Source organism: Clostridium sp. 1001283B150225_161107_B6, assembly GCF_015556325.1.
Classification (GTDB): Bacteria; Bacillota; Clostridia; order Lachnospirales; family Lachnospiraceae; genus Enterocloster.
On record NZ_JADNMD010000002.1, the window covers coordinates 186,666 to 205,218 of the forward strand.

An 18,553-nucleotide genomic window follows, 5' to 3' on the forward strand; every position below is an offset into this window, starting at 1 on the left:
CGGATACAGCGTGCATTACTTCTACGATGAAGTAGAGGATGAGGACGAAGCTGAACCGGGTAACGGTCTGTATGGAAGCCAGGTAACAACCTATAAGGGCAAGCCGAGAACGAAATATGCGCTTGACCGTGTGGAGAACCTGCCGCTGACCATCGGAGCGGAAGTAACAGAGAATGTCATCAATGTGTACTATGCGAAGGATGACAATGAGGACGGAACACCGGATAAGTACCAGGTGGATGTAACCTTTAAGGCAGTGAACGGAACGTTCGGAGGAACGCTGCGAGAAACCGGAGTGAAGGTAGACCTTTACAGCTGGAACGAAGAATCCCAGAAATGGGAGGAAACCGAGGGCCATCTGAAGGCGGAGCAGATACCGGCAGCAACCGCGGACACAGGCTACACAGGAGGAACATGGGATGTGACTCCGGATGTGAAGACGGTGATAACGGAGGATGTAACCTACACGATTACCTTTACGGAGAATACCTTCGGATACAGCGTGCATTACTTCTACGATGAAGTAGAGGATGAGGACGAAGCTGAACCGGGTAACGGTCTGTATGGAAGCCAGGTAACAACCTATGAGGGCAAGCCGAGAACGAAATATGCGCTTGACCGTGTGGAGAACCTGCCGCTGACCATCGGAGCGGAAGTAACAGAGAATGTCATCAATGTGTACTATGCGAAGGATGACAATGAGGACGGAACACCGGATAAGTACCAGACAATATTCCGATATGTTAGCGCTGATATTACCAAGGGAACTGTCAGTGTATCAGAAGAAGTCCATACCTTTAGAGATGAAAACGGTAACTACACTGAAAAGACACCAATAAGCCCCAATGGAGCAACCGCAACCGCAACCGATGGCAATGCATTCGATTACTGGACAGACAACGATGCAAAAGATTCAACAATCAATATGAGCATTCTGAAATCGAAGACATATTTGGAAGACACCACCTTCACTGCATACTTTGATACAGACGAGAAGGGAAATGGCCCAGACGGAAATGAACCTGACGGAGTACCTGATAAATATGAAACAATCTTCGTATACAAGAGTGCAGATGTGACAAAGGGTACGGTAGATGCAGACCCACTTAAGGCAGAAGTACATGTATTCATGGATGCAGATGGCAACTACACAGAGAAGACACCGATTAGCCCGAATGGCTCAATCGCAACAGCTCTGGATGGCTACGCATTCGACTATTGGACTGACAGAGAAGTAAATGACTACACTCCAGACATGTCAAAGATGAAGTTGAATACCTATCTGGTAGATACAACATTTACAGCATACTTTGACGTTGATGAAATCGGTACTGAAGAGCCGAATACACCAGATGGAGTACCTGATAAGTACCAGATTGTGTTCCAGTATGTATCAGAAGACGCAAATCGTGGAACAGTATCAGGAACAGTAACTGAAGTCAAGACCATCTATGAAATCGTTACAGGAGAAGATGGCAATGACCATAGGGAACTGAGGCCTGCAAGACCGGGCGCTAACGTAACAGTATCCAGCATTGGAAATTATACTTTCAATAACTGGACAGATGGAAGCAGGAGCTATGCCAATGCAGACGAAATCAAAGCTGCAGAGTTCACACAGAGCACCACGTTTACCGCACAATTCAGATATAGTGGCGGTGGCGGTGGCGGAGGAGGCGGTGGCGGCACCGGCGGCAACACCGAAGGCAATGGACGCTACACCCCATCAACCGGTGGCCCAGGAGCAACTACAACCATTACTCCAGAGGATGTGCCGTTAGCACCTCTTCCAGAATCACCAGTAGATGTAACCTTAATCGATGACGGTGAAGTGCCGTTGGCACCACTGCCAAAGACAGGTCAGACATCTATGAGAACCACATTGACTATGATGTTATCAGGAATCTTCGTTGCGGTAACAGCATTGAGCAAGAAACGTAAAGAAGAGGATTCATAACAGTCAATGTAAAACAAAATAGCAGCATAACAGGAACCCCTGGTCATTATGGCCAGGGGTTCTTTTTGCGGCTTTCTATGGCTTTTTTCCGGCTCTTTGTCAATATTTGGGGCAGGATTTAAAACAAATTAAATAAATATTAAGAATTTTCCCATTATCTGGCCAACCTAACGCTTCCAATAACGTCCCATTTGATATGATTAATAACATAGGACTAAGTATGAAGAGGAGAAAACGGTATGAAGGAGAAAGGAAAATCAAGAGCATTGCATAGAAAACCTTATGGTTTATGCAAAAGGCTGCTGGCTGCATTGATTGCTGCGGTTATGATTACCACTAATATTGGTACGGACCTTACGACAGCATATGCGGCGGAAACTTCTGGCAGCGTAGTTTTCGAGATGAGCGGTGCTGGTTTGGTTACCGCAATTGAAGAGGCGATTGCTGCAGGAAATCCCCTACAGGAAGGAGACATTGACTTTACCAACGGAAAGACAGAACAGTTTGAAGCATTATTTTATGGTGAAGGAAATGTATATGAGATTTATCCGGAATATGACGGAGGGGACATGGACGCGGAGCTGCGCGTATTTGTCCGGCTTCCGGATGACACGGATGACATGTATATGGTCACCGGAGATGAGGAAATTATATTCCTGTATGTGAATAATGGGGAAAGTTCCATCAGCTGTTCCGCATCCATCACCAGAATGGAAGATGGCAAGGAGAAGGTAAAGAGAACAAAGAGACTGACTGTAAAGAGCTACGAGGCTGCGTTTGGAGATGAGGAAGTAAATATCATATCCAAGCCTGCGGAAACGGTTCCTACGGAGACAGTTCCTGCGGAAACGACTCCTGCAGAAACCGTGCCGTCGGAAACAGTTCCCCCTGAAACAGTTCCAGGAGAAACCGTGCCGTCAGAATCAAACCCATCGGAAACAACTCCACCGGAAACCAATCCGGCAGAGCCAACCCCGGCAGAGTCAGCTCCAGATGAAACGGAGGACCAGACATCCCAGAGTCAGGAGACAGAGAATCCAGCAGGAGAGGAAGGGCAGAAAGAAACCACAGCTCCTGCTACAGAGGAAACAGACACTGGCAAACAGGAAACGGACGGGACCCGGAAGGAAACAGAAGAAAAACAGGATGAGAATACAGATAAGACCGGGGAAACACCCGATAACGTAAAAGAAGAAACGGAACAGAAGGCAGAGCAGGACAAAGGACAGAGCGATGCTGAAAAAAAGGATGCGAAGTCAGAGGCAGAGCCGGAAAAAACAGTGAAAGACGAGTCCGCAGATAACAGGCCTGTTGCATCCATAAACCGTCACTATGCGCCTGTTGTTGCAGAAAAGGCAGGTGATGGGTCAGCAGCCCTTCCTGAAAATCATGATTCAAGTGTGAAAATCGAGGAAGAGACAAAAGAATCAGAGGAGAAAAAATCAGAAGACAAAGAATCCGAAGATAAAGAACCCCAAAAGAAACACCAAAATGAGGAAACAGCCGCAGATACCTCTGAAAAAGAAACCACAACAAAAGAAACCTCTGACAGTCAAAACAGCAGTAATGTGGAACCATCAGATGAAGCAGGTACATCCAGCGAGTCAGGTACATCCAGCGAGTCAGATACATCCAGCGAGTCAGGTACATCCAACGACTCAGCTGCATCCGGCAATACAGAACCAACCGATGTCCCACAACCATCCGGCGGACCAGAGCAGTCCAGCCAGGCTGACCAGACCAGCCAGCCAGATACATCCGGCGAATCCGGTCATGGTAAGGAGACAGAGGAAGAGTCCGCTGCGGACACTCCGTCCGAAACAACAGGAGCAGCCATAACCGATGAAACGCCTGTCATTACCATAGAGACAGAGCCGCCGCAGGCACCGGCGGAAACAGAGGCGGAAGAAGTACATAAGGTTAAATCAGCCACATCGGATGACCTTGTGGGAATCGGATACTGCAGCACGGCCAAGGTTTATACCACCACTGTAAATACGCTGAAGGCCTTAAATGATTTTGAGGGATATAAGGTAACCTATGCTGTTTATTCACAGGGAACAGCCCGCATTGTAGACGGCCCGCGCGGTGTTGAGGAAGGCGGAAGCCTTACATTTGGCGTCAAGACCCAGGTTGGTTATGACATACAGTCAGTGTCAGCCAATGGAGATATCCTGGAAGCCTCAGATTCAGAGGCCTCAGATTCAGAAGCCTCAGACTCAGGTGCCCCAGACTCAGAGTCAGCAGTCTTCGGGAAAGCAAACCCGGAGGCTTCATCCGAGAGTATCACCTGGTTCACCATAGAAGATGTGACGGACGAACTGGAGATTGAGGTTTATACCACTGAGACAGACGAGCATCCGGAATTTGCAGATACCATTGTGGTGGATGATGGCATGATTATCAGCCTTTATGCGCCGGAAGGCGTATTGCCGGAGGGTGTAACCGCTTCAGCGGAAAGAGTGGATGCAGCCCTTGAGGATTCCATCCGGGAAAATGCACAGGAGGCGGCTTCCGAAGAGGGAAAGAATGTCTCATCAGTGGCAGCCTATGACATAAATCTGTGGCTTGGAAACCAGAAGCTGGACGCCGGAATCTGGAACCAGGAGGGCGCTGTGACAGTGACATTTTCCGGTATTCCCGTGAGGGAGGCCAGCCAGACCGCAGAAGAACTGTCCATTGTTCACGTGGAAACAGAAGCTGAGGATGTAAAGGCCTTGGAAGAGGTCCGGGATACGGTGGATGTATCTGGCAGAACGGTAGATACACTGAGTTTTGAAGCAGAGCACTTTTCCATCTATGCAGTAATCAGCAGAGATAATATAACCTGGACTACGGTGAAGGTTAACAAGGGAGAATCTTTCTTAGTAAAAGCAAACCGGATTTATGGCGGTAAATGGTCCGCATCAGACCCAAAGGCAGTTGCTGTGCGGACAGTGAAGGATACAAAGGAAAATGGCAAATTGTATTCGGTGGCAGAAGTAAAGGCTTTTGAAGGTGATAAAGAAGCCACAATCTGGTATGGCAATCGATTATACAATGAATTTTTCAAAGTCGTAGTCAAAGACACAGCCAGCCAGTTCCATTTCAAATTCAATCAGGAATCCTCCGATATATCATTATGGTACAGCGTCAACGGCGGAGAACTCAAAGAAATGGAGAGAGGCCAGAACCTTCAGACAGCCAGAACGGACATTGTATCCTTCTATGTAAAACCGGCCACCGGCTATGTGACTCCGACCACCTTTGAGCACAGAAATGGCGGGTCCGAGGCAGAGCTGGCAAAAGCGCGGTATGGGGAAGGCATCTATGTGGATATAGCGGATGCACCGGACGCCATTTCCGCTGACGGCGCAAGCAGGGATTTTTCATCTGCAAACGCAGAAGCTGTTTCCCTGGGATGTACCAACCAGTTCCATTACTCCGACAGGAACGAGGCATACCGGTACAGGGAATTTAAAATCCAGGCAACGCCTGCAAGGATTAAGGTAAGGTATGATGGCAATGGGGCGGAAGGAAAGGCTCCGGTTGACAACGAAACCTATTACCACCCAGCAATTAAAAATAAAAACAGCTATATTGAGATTAAGGGTTCCGGAAATCTGAAAAAGAATCATTTTGATTTTGCCGGATGGGAACTTGCCGAAACCAGCGTCAACCAGGCCGGCAGTAAGATATATCAGCAGGGAGACAAGCTGTTTGTAGGCAATGTCTGGAAGGATATAAATATAAATCCGGTCACCTATGTCCTTACAGCTAAGTGGAATCCCAGACAGTATACACTTACCACGGCTTCGGATGCATATTCTGTCATTGACCAGGGCGCGCAGTATTTTTATGACGCAGAAGCTCTTATCAAGGTGAGCTTTGCAGCCGCACAGGGGTATCGGATATCCGGCGTCAGGGTGGATGGTATTGATTTAACAGGAAAAGCACTGGATGAAGCTGTGAAAAACGGATGGGTGGAAGTGGACTGTAAACAGAACCATCAGGTATCGGTGACTTCCGTCAGGTCTGAATATAAGCTTATTACCAGCTCCCAAAATGCCGATATCACCAAAGGAACTAAATACTCCTACAGCGATACGGATATGCTGGATGTGAAATTCAAGGCGGATAAGGGCTATACGGTTACCAGTATTACTGTGGATGGGAAATCTTACACATCGGATGAAATCCTGGCCATACTGGCGGAGACGGACCAGCAGGGCTACAGCCATATAACACTGGACCGCAGGCAGGACCATACAGTGGTGGTTAAGGCTGATAAGACGCTTTATACACTGACAGCCAGGGCAGATGAGAATTCCTGGATTAATCCTCAGACCAAGAGCTACGAGTATAAATGGGCCGGCAGCTATAAGGTCGAGTTTGGGGCAAAGGATGGTTACCAGATACAGAATATCATTATTGATGGGAAGGAATTAACTGGTCTTGAGAAGATGGCTGCCATAGCTGCCGGTGCTTACCGGTTTGATTATAGGAGCAGCCACACCATCGAAGTGACCACAAGGATAAACAGCTACCGCCTGGTTACAGACTCAGACCGCAACAGCTGGATTACCCCTTCCATGGATTTCACCTATGATGGAACGGAGAAGCTCAGGGTGGAATTCGGCGCAAAGGAAGGCTATTCCATATCCGGCCTATGGGCTGATTTGCGCCCATACAGAGGAGATGAGCTGAAAGAGGCGGTTTCCAGAGGATATATAGAGCTGGAACGCAACAGGGACCACATTGTAACGGTCACAAGCAAGATTAACGAATATAAGCTGACTGTGGGAGCGGATGAAAACAGTCAGATTACAGAACCAAAGCAGGCCGTAACCACCTTTACCTATGATGCAGGCAAGAGCCTGGTGGTTAAGTTCAAGGCCAATACAGGCTACAGAATCAGTAATGTGATAGTGGATGATGTTTCCCTGGAGGGAGCAGAGCTTCTCAAAGCGCTGGCCTATCATTCTGTTTCAGTGGACCGCAAGGGCGACCACAGTGTATTCGTAGAGAGCAGTCCCTTGGAATTTACCCTTACTACCGGGTCAGACCTGCACAGCCGGATTACATACCCGCTGGATAGGATTTATACGTACAGCTATGATTCAGAGGAAATGACAGAGGTTACCTTTGAGGCGAAAGAAGGGTATGGCATTTCCGGGATTTTTGTAGATGCACATCCCCTTAAGGGACAGGAGCTGCAGGATGCCATTGAAGCAGGCAGTGTAAGGGTTGACAGGAAGGCATGTCATTCCGTTTATGTGACATCGGAGGCCATGCGTTTTACTCTGACTACGGTTTCTGATGAACATTCCAGTATCAGTGAAGGCGGAAGCTACGGATATGATGCAATTCTTCCTGTGCTGGTAAGGTTCAGGGCGGATACAGGTTATACCATAAGCAGCATTACTGTGGATGGCCGTCCGCTTCAGGGGGCGGAGTTTGAAAAGGCAGCGGCTCTGGGATATGTGTCTCTGACACGTACCAGGGACCATGAGGTGGAAGTCACCAGCCAGATTCGCCGGGATTTGGCATACACGGTAAATTATTTCTTTGAAAATACCCAGGGGGCGTTCCGCATTGACAGGCAGTACGAGCATGCACAGCATGTGACAAATGCAGAATATGGTTCCGACATTGTATTTGATAAGACAGCATCCCTGGATAAGGACGGACGCCATTATGCGCTGGACCACATTGACGGGGACGGCAAAAAGGTTTCCCTTAATCCGCTGGCCAATGTAGTTAATGTCTACTACGGCATTGATGAAATAGGGGAGGCTAATCCGGAGGACAGCGGAAAGCCGACAAATCCGGACGGCATACCGGACCGGTACCAGGTTACATTTACCTACAGGGCCGGTGCAAACGGCGCCATGACAGGAACAATCATGGAGGTAATGACACGGAGGGATTCAACCGGGGAATTAAGCCTGTACGCTCCTGTAAGTCCTGCTGCTGACGGTGTGGAATACCTTGCAGATGACGGATTTACCTTTAACAATTGGAAATCCGACCAGCCCGGCTATCAAAAGCTGATGCCTGATTATGTGTTTGATGACACAGAGGACATTGCTGCGCATAAGTTTTATTGCGACACTGTATTTACAGCTAACTTCCTTGATAATGAGAACATCCGTTACAAAGTGGAGTTCCGCATGCAGTCCAGGGGCCGTTACCCGTCAGAGCCAACATACACGGAGATAAGGAATGATGTGCCTCTCCATGGGATGGCGAAGGTAACAGAGCAGGATTTGGCGGATAAGGTTGAGAGTGAATGCACCTATGTTCTGGATACAGATAAATGGAATATCATGGAGGCTAAGGTAAAAGAGGATGGTTCCACTACATTAAGGCTTTACTTTAAGCAGCAGTTTACCGTGACCTATCAGCCGGGCAGTGAAGGCGCATTTGCAGAGCAGTCAAAGAGCGATTACAAATATGGCGACCGCTTAAATCTGTTTATCGGTGAAAAGACGCCATTGGATGAAAAAATGCGGTTTGCAGGCTGGATGGATATGGAAGGCAATGTACTGCAGGACAGCCAGCTTCCCAAGACAGTTACAAAGAATCAGGTTTATACCGCTGTATTTGAGGAAGATACGGTCAGGAGCGGGTTCTTTGTGAGAAAAGATAAGATTGCAAGGCCGGACGGCAATGAGCCGGATTCCTCTTATAAGTATGTATTGTTCGGGGAAGGCTTCCTTCATGCCGACCCGGTGATGGTTCCGGCGCCGGCCGGGGAACTGAGCCAGAGCAATGAAGCGGTCATAGAGCGGATTGCCCAGTGGCCGGAGAACGACACATTTACCATGGACGGCAGGACCTATTCCAAGGACGATATCATATGGTATAGGATTCAGTTTGAGGAAGGCGACCCGTACGAATGGCATGTGGACGGTGAATTAAAGCACAATATAGCGGTTGTATTTGATTTGAAAGGCGGAACACTGAATGATTCGGCTGACCCGCTGGTGACCTACAGCCTGCAGAAATACGGAGTGATTACAGACAACCTGATTCCTTCACTGGACGGAAGCGGATTCAGCGGCTGGAGGGTTGTGGATTCCATGGATGCTGACTTTAAGGCGAACCAGTTATATCAGGCAGCGGATATCAATAACCATGAGTTTACCGGCAGCGTTGCCTTTGAAGCAGTTTGGGATATCAATATGTACACTGTGAAGGTGGAGATGGTTGATAAGACAGTGCCTGCAAACGTGCTTGACAGCAGGCTTCTGGAGCAGGTGCCCTTTGGGTCGGACCCGGAAGCAGACGGCAGGCTCCACGGACTGATTCCCGAATCAATCGAGGGAACAGATGGAACCCACTATATCTATACCGGAATGATGCGCAAGTCCTATGAACCTGTCCAGGGGGTAAGGGAAAATGGAACCATAACCCTCTATTACATGGCGGATAACGATGGACCGGACCATAAACCGGATGGAATTCCGGATGCCTATGAGATTCAGTTTATCTATGAATCCTCGAATGAGCAGCAGGGACGTATCCGTGATAACCGTACAGGTGCATATGGAACCGTTACAGAGTGGAAGAGTCTGGTGGAACTTGATTCAGAAGGACGCATTGTCATTGGGGCAGATGGAGAGCCCGTATTCCTGGAGGATGGGGTGAGCCCCGATGCGGCGGTTACGGCCGAGGCATATTCTGGATATACTCTTTCCGGATGGAATGCAGCCATGGACGATGTGAATACAGAGTTTACCGATTTAAATGATATCAGAAGCAATAAGTATCAGCAGGATGCGGTATTTGCAGCCCAGTGGTCCGCAACCGGTGGAAATACTCCTGACGGCAGCGGCAGCGGAGGCTCCGGAGGTTCAGGCGGAAGCGGAGGTTCAGGCGGCTCCGGCAGAAGGTATGTTTCCACAGCGGGAGGTCCCGGAGCAGTTACCCTGGAGGATAACCAGGTTCCGATGGCCGAAGGGCCGGAAACAGACATGGCGGTTATTGATGATGGAGAGATTCCTCTGGCTCCTCTTCCAAAGACCGGAAATGTAATGGACAGAATGAGTCTGACATTCCTTCTCTCCGGTATCGTACTTACCCTGTCAGTATTTGACAGAAAAAGGCATATCAAATAAGGCATAAAGAGGTAGGGCACAGCAGTATGGAGATTTCCGTACTGCTGTGTTTTTTAATGAAACTTTAATAATCTTTTCACAATCTGACGTGGTGGAAATACGTTTGGATTTGGGATATAATAACTCCACCAAACAACAGGAGGCAATTTATATATGAAACAATATTATCCCAACCGTTTTAGAGACAAGGTAATGATCCTGACAGGCGCGGCCAGGGGCATTGGTGAGGCCACAGCCATCCGGGCGGCAAAGGAGGGCGCAAAGCTGGTACTGGTTGACCGGCTGAAGGAGGAGGGAGAGCGGGTGCTGGACGCTGTCAGGGCAGAAGGAGGCACAGCCATTTTCCTGAACCTGGACCTGTCAGCAGAGGAGCATGCAGCACAGATGGTGGATATGGCGGTTAAAGCCTATGGACATCTGGATATTGCCATTAACAACGCAGGAGTCATGGGAAATCCAAGCCCGCTCCATGAGCTGAAGCAGGAGCAGATGGACTATACCATGGCAAATAACTTTTATTCCGTATTTTTTTGCTGCAAGCATGAAATACAGGAATTTATGAAGGAAGGAAATGGAGGCGCCATTGTCAACAATGCGTCCATTGCCGGTCTCACAGGTCTTCCGGGCAATCCTGCCTATGTGGCATCCAAGCATGCGGTCAATGGTCTGACTAAGAATCTGGCCCTTGATTATGCCAGATACGGAATACGCATCAACTCCGTCAATCCGGCAGGCACCACCACGCCCATGGTAGCCGAGGCGTACGAGTATGTGAAAGCCCACAGGGAGGCTGCCATCAAAGCCGGTATGGACCCTGCCAAAGCCCAGTCCATGGCCGGGCAGAAGCGCACTTCCATGCTGGAGCGGGAGGCCACGGCAGAGGAGCAGGCAGCATCCATCCTGTTCCTTGTATCGGATGATGCCACCCATATGACAGGGGCAGCGGTGCAGACAGACGGGGGATGGACGTCCTTTTAGAAGCGTATGGCGTATGCAGTGCGTGCCAGAAACGCAGGGATGGTTTCAGGGAGGAGTCCGGGGGTTGGGTATTCCTTGTTCTGCCGGCCAAACTGTGATATCCTAATTCTATCATAACCTTAAATCTGTGGGATAATATCAGATTTAAAAAACAGCGATACATTGGAGGTAAATTAAAGATGCCAAACGATATGAAACCCCAAGCAGTGACTCCCCTGGCAGTGAATCCCCAAACAATGAAAGCCGCGGTCTACAAAGGAAAGGGAGTCATAACCCTGGAGGACCGTCCGGTTCCCACTCTGGAGGACCCCGGGGACGCCATCATAAAGGTAACCCTTACCACCATCTGTTCCAGCGACATACATATCAAGCACGGCGCTGTCCCAAGGGCTGTGCCGGGAACCATACTGGGACATGAGTTCGTAGGCATTGTTGAGCAGGCCGGCGAGGCAGTAAGAAAATTCAAGCCAGGGGACCGGGTGGCTGTGAATGTGGAGACTTTTTGCGGGGATTGTTATTTCTGCAGGCGGGGCTATGTCAACAACTGCACCCATGAACACGGAGGATGGGCGCTGGGATGCAGGATTGACGGCGGTCAGGCCGGATATGTCAGGGTGCCGTTTGCGGACAATGGCCTTACCCGGATACCCGATGAGGTGACGGATGAGGCGGCTCTTTTTACCGGCGACATCCTTTCCACCGGATATTGGGGTGCTTCCCTGGCGGAAATCAAACCGGCAGATACGGTTGCTGTTATCGGCGCAGGCCCCACCGGACTGTGTACCCTGATGTGTGCAAAGCTTTATGGTCCGGGAATGGTCATTGCGGTTGACACATCCAATGAACGGCTTAAGCTGGCAAAGGAGCAGGGACTGGCAGATGTGATACTCAACCCGCTGGACCAGGACGTGGAACAGGAGATAAGAAATCTGACACAGGGACGCGGCGCAGATGCCGTGTTGGAGGCAGCGGGAGGCAGGGACACCTTCCGGATGGCGTGGAGGATTGCCAGACCCAATGCAGTAGTCTGCGTGGTGGCCTTATATGAAGAACCGCAGGTGCTTCCTCTTCCGGACATGTACGGTAAGAACCTGGTCTTTAAGACAGGAGGAGTGGACGCTTCCTGCTGCGGGGAAATCATGAAGCTGATTAAGGCGGGAAAACTGGATACCAGCTGTTTGATTACACACAGGGCAAAGCTTCAGGATATCATGGAGGCCTATGACGTGTTCGAACATAAGAAGGACCATGTGATAAAGTACGCAATTGAGGTATCATAATCTTAAGGATATTCAGGGACATTTGGGATATATAAGAAAGAAGGAATGATTATGGGCAGAAACAGATGTATCACCATTGAGCGTCAGTACGGAAGCGGAGGAAGGGAGGTGGCCCGTATCCTGTCGGAGCGCCTGGAGATTCCCTGTTATGGGCGGGAGCTTCTGGCAGTGACAGCGGCAGACAACGGAATCAGCATCGAGGAACTGAAAAAGCTGGATGAAAAGCGGACCGGAAGCCTGCTTCATGATTTGGTGCTGTACGCCTTCCGCTTCCAGAACTACAACAAAATGCAGGAGCCCTTTGATATCAATAAGGAAGTGTCTGACACCATCCGCAGGCTGGCAAGTAAGGGGCCGTGTATCTTTATCGGAAGATGCGCTGATTTTGCCCTGGATGGAGAATGGGATGTGCTTAAGCTGTTTATTTATGCCTCTTCCATGGAAAAACGCAAACGCCGTATCTGCGAGGTAGACGACATAGCCTTTGAGAAGGCGGAGGAGGAGCTTAAGAAGCGGGACAGCCAGAGAAGCGATTATTACCATTATTTTACCGGTAAGAACTGGGGAGATATGGAAAATTATGACGCCTGCCTGAACACCTCCGTATTGGGGTATGAGGGCTGCGCGGACCTGATTGTGAAAATGATGGAATGACAGACAACCGCGCCAATGCCGTGAATCGGACGGATTCCCAACCGGAAATCCAACTGATTCACGGCATTTTTTCGTCTGTATGCAGGCCGGAGGAACCATACCGTCAATTAAACGGAGAAATCGTAAAAGTCAGGCTGTAATTTTGTGAAAAATAAACGGGTTGATTTTCATTCGCAAAATGCATATAATATTTGTCAAACACAACAGTTGTCAAACACATATAATTAAGGCGGGGAGGTGAGTACCATACAAGAAATATCCACCATGATTGAAAAAAGCAAACGAAGGTTTCTGTGCATTAAATTCAGGTCCTGCGGCCTTTCCTTTTCCGAGGGAATCGTGCTTCTGGTCATTGGCTACAGCAAATACGGCAACCAGGATACCATATCCAGCCTGTCCGGTATCGACAAATACCAGACAGCCAAGGTGCTGGCTGCCATGGAGGAACGGGGATATGTCAGGAGGGAGGTCAATCCTGGGAACAAGCGTGAAAAGCTGGTGTGCCTGTCGGATAAAGGAAAAGAGGCAGCCGATGCGCTGAAGGATATTATGGACCAGTGGGAGAAAATCATTTTTGCGGGAATTACCCCGGAGGAAGAACGGGCCCTGGAGCAGATTATGTGTAAAATCGTCGGAAATGTAAGGGAGTATGAGAGAAATATCGGAAGGGAGAAACTGTAACAACATGAAGCAGGCAAAATCCAAGAAAAAAATCATAGGGGCAGCGGCAGCCGCTATTCTGTGCGTCATTGTCCTGGCAATCATCTTCGGCCATGTAACGGGAGATGATTTATTATTTAAGAACAAGAAAAATCTGGTGGTGCAGTCCTATGTGACCATGGATGAGAGCAACATCAATGCGCTGACAGGCGGCCAGATTAAGGAGGTTCTGGTGGAGGAAGGGGAGCTGGTAAAGAAGGGACAGGAACTGGTCCGCCTGGACAGCGATACCCTGACTGCCCAGAGGGAACAGGCCCAGGCAGCCCTTGCTCAGGCCCAGGCAGCCTACCAGAGCCTGTTAAACGGCGCAACTGAGGAACAGATGAAACAGCTGCAGCTGGCGGTCCGGATTGCCCAGGCAAACCTGGAAAATGCCCAGGCATCCTATACCAGGATGGAGGCTGATTACCAGAGGACCCTGGCCCTGGTTCCGGCAGGAGCCGTATCCCAGTCCTCGGTGGATGCCCAGAAAGCAGCCCTGGCTTCTGCAAAGGCAGCCCTGGACAGCTCCCGTTCCAATCTGGAGATTTCCCAGAGCAAGCTTTCCGAAGCCCAAAACGGAGCCACGCCGGAGCAGATTGCCCAGGCCCAGGCCGGGGTGGACCAGGCCAAGGCAGCCCTGAAGCAGATTGACACCACCCTGGACAAATGCGTCCTCACCTCCCCTGTGGACGGACTGGTGACAACCGTGAATGTCAAGGCAGGGGATGTGGTGTCCTCAGGACTTCCCTCTGTGGTGGTTGCGGATATTTATGCCCCCTATATCACATGCGATGTGGATGAAATGAAGCTTCCCCGGGTAAAGCTGGACCAGGAGGTGGATATCTCCCTGGCAGCTCTGGGCAAGACGAAATACAAGGGAAAAGTGGTGCGGATTAACAAGGAGGCGGATTTTGCCACCAAGAAAGCATCCAATGAAGCGGACTGGGATATCCTGACCTATGGAATCAAGGTGACCTTTGACGACCTGGCAGAATTGCAGGATGAGCTGCGTTCCGGTATGACAGCCTATGTTGACTTTGGAAAGTGATGTGATGGTATATGAGAGAATGGATGAAACAGGCCGGAAGCCTGGCATCTTCTGTGAAAAAAAGGTACATAACAATTCCCATGCTGATTCTTCTTCTGGCGCCTACCATACTGAGTCTGCTCATGGGGGCGGAGTTCATTCACCTGCCCTTTCAGAAGGTTCCCACGGTCATTGTGAACCACGACCATTCGGAGACGGTCCAGAGCCTGATTCAGATGATTTCGGATAACAGGACCTTCGACGTCATTGCATGTACAGGTGAGGAGGATGACCTGAAGGAAGCATTTTACTATAATAAGGCACTGGCCGGCATCGTGATTCCGGAGCATTTTTCAGAAGATTTGCTCAACAGCCGGGAAGCCAAAATCATGATATTTAACGACGGAGCCCTGTCAACGGTTGCCAGCGGCATGAGGGGGACCATTGCCGAGGCCCTGGGAACCATCAAAAGCGGCTATATGCTGAAGCTGGCAGAGGGAAGGGGCATACCGCCCCAGGCAGCCATGAACCTGATTGCGCCCATGGGATATGTGACAAAGGCCATCAGCAATCCCTCCAAGAACGTGGCATATATGATGATGGAGGGCATTCTCCTTACCATTGTGCAGATAGGAGCAGGCTGCGTGGGTGCCTGTGTGTGCGAGCGGAAAAGCTTTGGAAGGCTGATGAAGAAGGCGGGGTTTATTACCGGTATTGCCTGTATTTCAGCCCTGGGCTGTATGGTGACCCAGAGCCTGTGCTTTGGTTTTCCCTATAAAAGCTCACCCTGGGCCGGTATCCTGATGACTGTATTCACCTGCTTCGGCATTACCCTTTTCGGGATACTCCAGAACCTGGGGACCGGGGGTAACTGCGAGGAGGCGGTGCAGAAATGCGGCATCATAAGTTTTACCATGCTGTTAGCCGGCTACACATTTCCGGTCATCTCCATGCCCTGGCCCTGTAAGTTTCTTACCTGGTTCATGCCAAATACCCATTACATATTGCCGCTCAGGGACATGGCTCTGGTGGAGCGCAGCTTTCTGAGCGAGGCCCATCATGTTCTGTGGCTCATGGGATTCAGCGCGGTAATGGTGCTTCTGGCGGCCAGGAAATTCAGGAATGTCAGGACAGAGGCGGGAAATCCGCTGACGGACAGTCACATGACGGAAAGCGGGGTGGCCGGGATATGATAAGCAGGATATGGAAGGAAGAGAAAAACACGGTCATCGGCCTGTTCATTTCCGTGCTGGCCGGTATGCTGCTGATTACTACTATCTGGAAAAATGATTACACGGAGGATGTTCCCTTTGGAATTCTGGATGAGGACCGTTCGTCCCTGTCCCAGTCCATTGTGAAGCAGTTCGGCATCAATCCCACGCTGGATATTGTGTATTATGCGGATTCGGAACAGGATTTAAAACAGGCCATCCTGGATAAGAAGATTGAGGCCGGCGTCATGATACCCAGGAATTTCAGCCGGGATATGTCCCTTAAGAAATCACCCCAGGCCGTGATATTTGCAGACTGCTCCAACATTATCACCGGAGGCGGGGCAGTGGGCGCGGCCTCGTCCGTGCTGGGAACCATGAGTGCGGGTATGCAGCTTAAGATGCTGGAGGGCAATAATTTCTACCCTTCGGCGGCCCAGACCAGCCTGGGTACATTTTCTTATGTGGACAGGACGTTGTATGAGCCCCAGGGGGATTATATCAGGAAAATGAGCTATCTGCTGGTTCCCTCCATCACCATGCAGACCTTCCTTATCTCATTTTTCATTCCGCTGATGATTCGAAAGAGAAAAGCCCTGGCGGCAGCTTCCCCGGATAAGCGGGGGGAGGAGCTGAAGGACGGAATCATCAGGACAGCCGTGGTGGCAGGCGGCGCGGTGGCGACCCAGTTCGCGGCCCTTTGCGCGGTGGGCTTGTATAAGAATATTCCGCTGAGAGGAGAAGTCGGGCTATATCTGTTCAGCACAGTGCTTTTCATGCTGGCGGCCGTGGCCTTCGGCGTGATGCTGGGGTCGTTTACCAGGCGGGTGGCCTGCTTTGCGCAGCTGTATATGATGTGCAGCAACCTGATTATATTTACCTCAGGGCTTATATTTCCTTTCTACCTGATGCCTAAGTGGCTCAGCATTGCTTCCAGGATATTTTCTCCCATTGCCAACATTGCAGTGGAGTTAAAGGCTGTAAACCTGAAAGGAATCGGCTGGGACGCTGCCTGGCCCCATCTGGCCGGAACAGCTCTGTATACCGTGTTCTGGCTGGCAGCCGGAGGCGCCCTGTACGCTATAAGCATTAAGAGGGAAAGGAAATGCATAGGAACAGGTGAAAAATAGATAGATAATTCAGTTAAAATCATGTATGATAGAGGGAGCAGCTTGGTGATAGACTGCTTTCTCTTTTTTTGTGATAACATACAGGGAATGGCAGCCAACAGTGTTTGGGGAATGGGGTGTTGTCTTGCAAGGCGCTGATACGGATATGATTGACGGCAGTATCTTTAAATCTATTTTCTGGTTTTCAATCCCTCTTCTGATTGGGAATTTTTTCCAGCAATTGTACAATACAGTGGATTCCTATGTGGTAGGGAATTTCGTCAATACCAATGCCCTGGCGGCGGTGGGGGCTTCAACTCCTGTCATCAACATGCTGGTGGGATTTTTCATGGGATTGTCCACGGGCGCAGGTGTGGTCATTTCCCAGTATTTCGGAGCCAGACGGGGGGAGGATATGAGCAGGGCGGTACACAGCTCCATGGCTCTCACAGGGATTTTGAGTATTGTGTTCACAGGGCTGGGGCTGCTGTACACAGGACCCCTCCTCAGGGCAATCGGGGTGCCGGAGGACGTTCTCCCCCATTCTTCTTTGTATCTGATGATATATTTCTGCGGAATCACATTTTCACTTTTCTACAATATGGGTTCGGGCATACTGCGCGCAGTGGGGGATTCCAGGCACCCTCTGTTCTATCTGGCAGTGGCCAGTATTGTGAACATTATCCTGGATTTTACCTTTGTGTGCGGGTTTCACATGGGTATTGCAGGCGTGGCCATAGCAACTATCATAGCCCAGGCAGTGAGCTCGGCCATGGTTATGTACAAGCTGATGCACACAGGGGAGGACTATAAGGTGGAACTGCGCAAGATACGGTTCCACAAGAAAATGATTCGGAAAATCATTGCCTTCGGCTTTCCGGCTGCCTGCCAGCAGAGCATCACGTCCTTTTCCAATGTGGTGGTCCAGTCCTACATCAACGGGTTCGGCACGGCTGCCATGGCCGGGTATTCGGCCACCTTACGGATTGACGGATTCCTCCAGCTGCCCCTGCAGAGCTTTAATATGGCAATCACTACATTTGTGGGGCAGAACATCGGCGCCCGTAAGTATAAGCGGGTGAAGAAGGGGATATTTGCTGCCTGGGTCATGAGCTCCCTGATTATCCTGGCCGGCTCCGTGGGAATGTATTTTGGCGCGCCCCTGTTAATCAGCGTATTTACAAATGACCCTCAGGTAATTGCAAACGGGAGCAGTATGCTCCGCATTTTTTCCCGTGCTTACATTGCCCTGGCCGTGGTCCAGGTACTCAACGGAGCCCTGCGCGGCGCCGGACTTTCCAAGGTCCCCATGTTCTTTATGCTGGGCTGCTTCGTGGTGCTGAGACAGATTTATCTGATGATTGCAGTGCCCATGACCCACAGCCTGATGGTGGTCATGGCTGGCTGGCCCATTACCTGGGTCGTCTGTGCGGCCGGTATGTTCCTGTACTATGTCAGGGCGGACTGGCTGCCGCAAGAGACTGGGATGGAGGGCAAAGAATGATTCCGGATAACCATTCCAAAGAGTGATTC

11 protein-coding genes are annotated in these 18,553 nt (G+C 50.1%); all 11 read left to right on the top strand.

Annotated elements, in window-relative coordinates; all coding sequences use genetic code 11:
- Positions 1-1,957, top strand: a 1,957-nt coding sequence (locus I2H39_RS29070; protein WP_243281779.1) for a doubled motif LPXTG anchor domain-containing protein, incomplete at its 5' end; no start/stop codon positions are given.
- 239 nt (positions 1,958-2,196) lie between these two features.
- Positions 2,197-10,059, top strand: a complete 7,863-nt coding sequence (locus I2H39_RS05945) for a doubled motif LPXTG anchor domain-containing protein (protein WP_195626071.1) — start codon at positions 2,197-2,199, stop codon at positions 10,057-10,059.
- A 153-nt stretch (positions 10,060-10,212) separates the two neighbouring features.
- The gene (locus I2H39_RS05950; RefSeq protein WP_195626072.1) at positions 10,213-11,037 is read left to right on the top strand and encodes an SDR family oxidoreductase; all 825 of its coding nucleotides are present in this window, start codon (positions 10,213-10,215) and stop codon (positions 11,035-11,037) included.
- 179 nt (positions 11,038-11,216) lie between these two features.
- Positions 11,217-12,317 (top strand): alcohol dehydrogenase, encoded by a 1,101-nt coding sequence (locus tag I2H39_RS05955; protein WP_227146737.1) that lies wholly within the window; start codon positions 11,217-11,219, stop codon positions 12,315-12,317.
- A 51-nt stretch (positions 12,318-12,368) separates the two neighbouring features.
- Positions 12,369-12,971, top strand: a complete 603-nt coding sequence (locus tag I2H39_RS05960; protein ID WP_195626073.1) for a cytidylate kinase-like family protein — start codon at positions 12,369-12,371, stop codon at positions 12,969-12,971.
- Positions 12,968-13,111, top strand: coding sequence for a hypothetical protein (locus I2H39_RS28800; protein ID WP_171042660.1), 144 nt, complete (start codon positions 12,968-12,970; stop codon positions 13,109-13,111). The genes I2H39_RS05960 and I2H39_RS28800 overlap by 4 nt, the downstream gene beginning before the upstream one ends.
- A gap of 124 nt (positions 13,112-13,235) precedes the next feature.
- Positions 13,236-13,652, top strand: coding sequence for a MarR family transcriptional regulator (locus I2H39_RS05965; RefSeq protein WP_195626241.1), 417 nt, complete (start codon positions 13,236-13,238; stop codon positions 13,650-13,652).
- A gap of 4 nt (positions 13,653-13,656) precedes the next feature.
- On the top strand, positions 13,657-14,721 hold the full coding sequence (locus I2H39_RS05970) for an efflux RND transporter periplasmic adaptor subunit (RefSeq protein ID WP_195626074.1): 1,065 nt from the start codon (positions 13,657-13,659) through the stop codon (positions 14,719-14,721).
- An 11-nt stretch (positions 14,722-14,732) separates the two neighbouring features.
- Positions 14,733-15,893, top strand: a complete 1,161-nt coding sequence (locus I2H39_RS05975) for an ABC transporter permease (RefSeq protein WP_227146741.1) — start codon at positions 14,733-14,735, stop codon at positions 15,891-15,893.
- Positions 15,890-17,041 (top strand): ABC transporter permease, encoded by a 1,152-nt coding sequence (locus I2H39_RS05980; protein ID WP_195626075.1) that lies wholly within the window; start codon positions 15,890-15,892, stop codon positions 17,039-17,041. The genes I2H39_RS05975 and I2H39_RS05980 overlap by 4 nt, the downstream gene beginning before the upstream one ends.
- A 70-nt stretch (positions 17,042-17,111) precedes the next feature.
- Positions 17,112-18,524, top strand: a complete 1,413-nt coding sequence (locus I2H39_RS05985) for an MATE family efflux transporter (protein WP_243130003.1) — start codon at positions 17,112-17,114, stop codon at positions 18,522-18,524.
- Positions 18,525-18,553 lie beyond the last annotated feature (29 nt).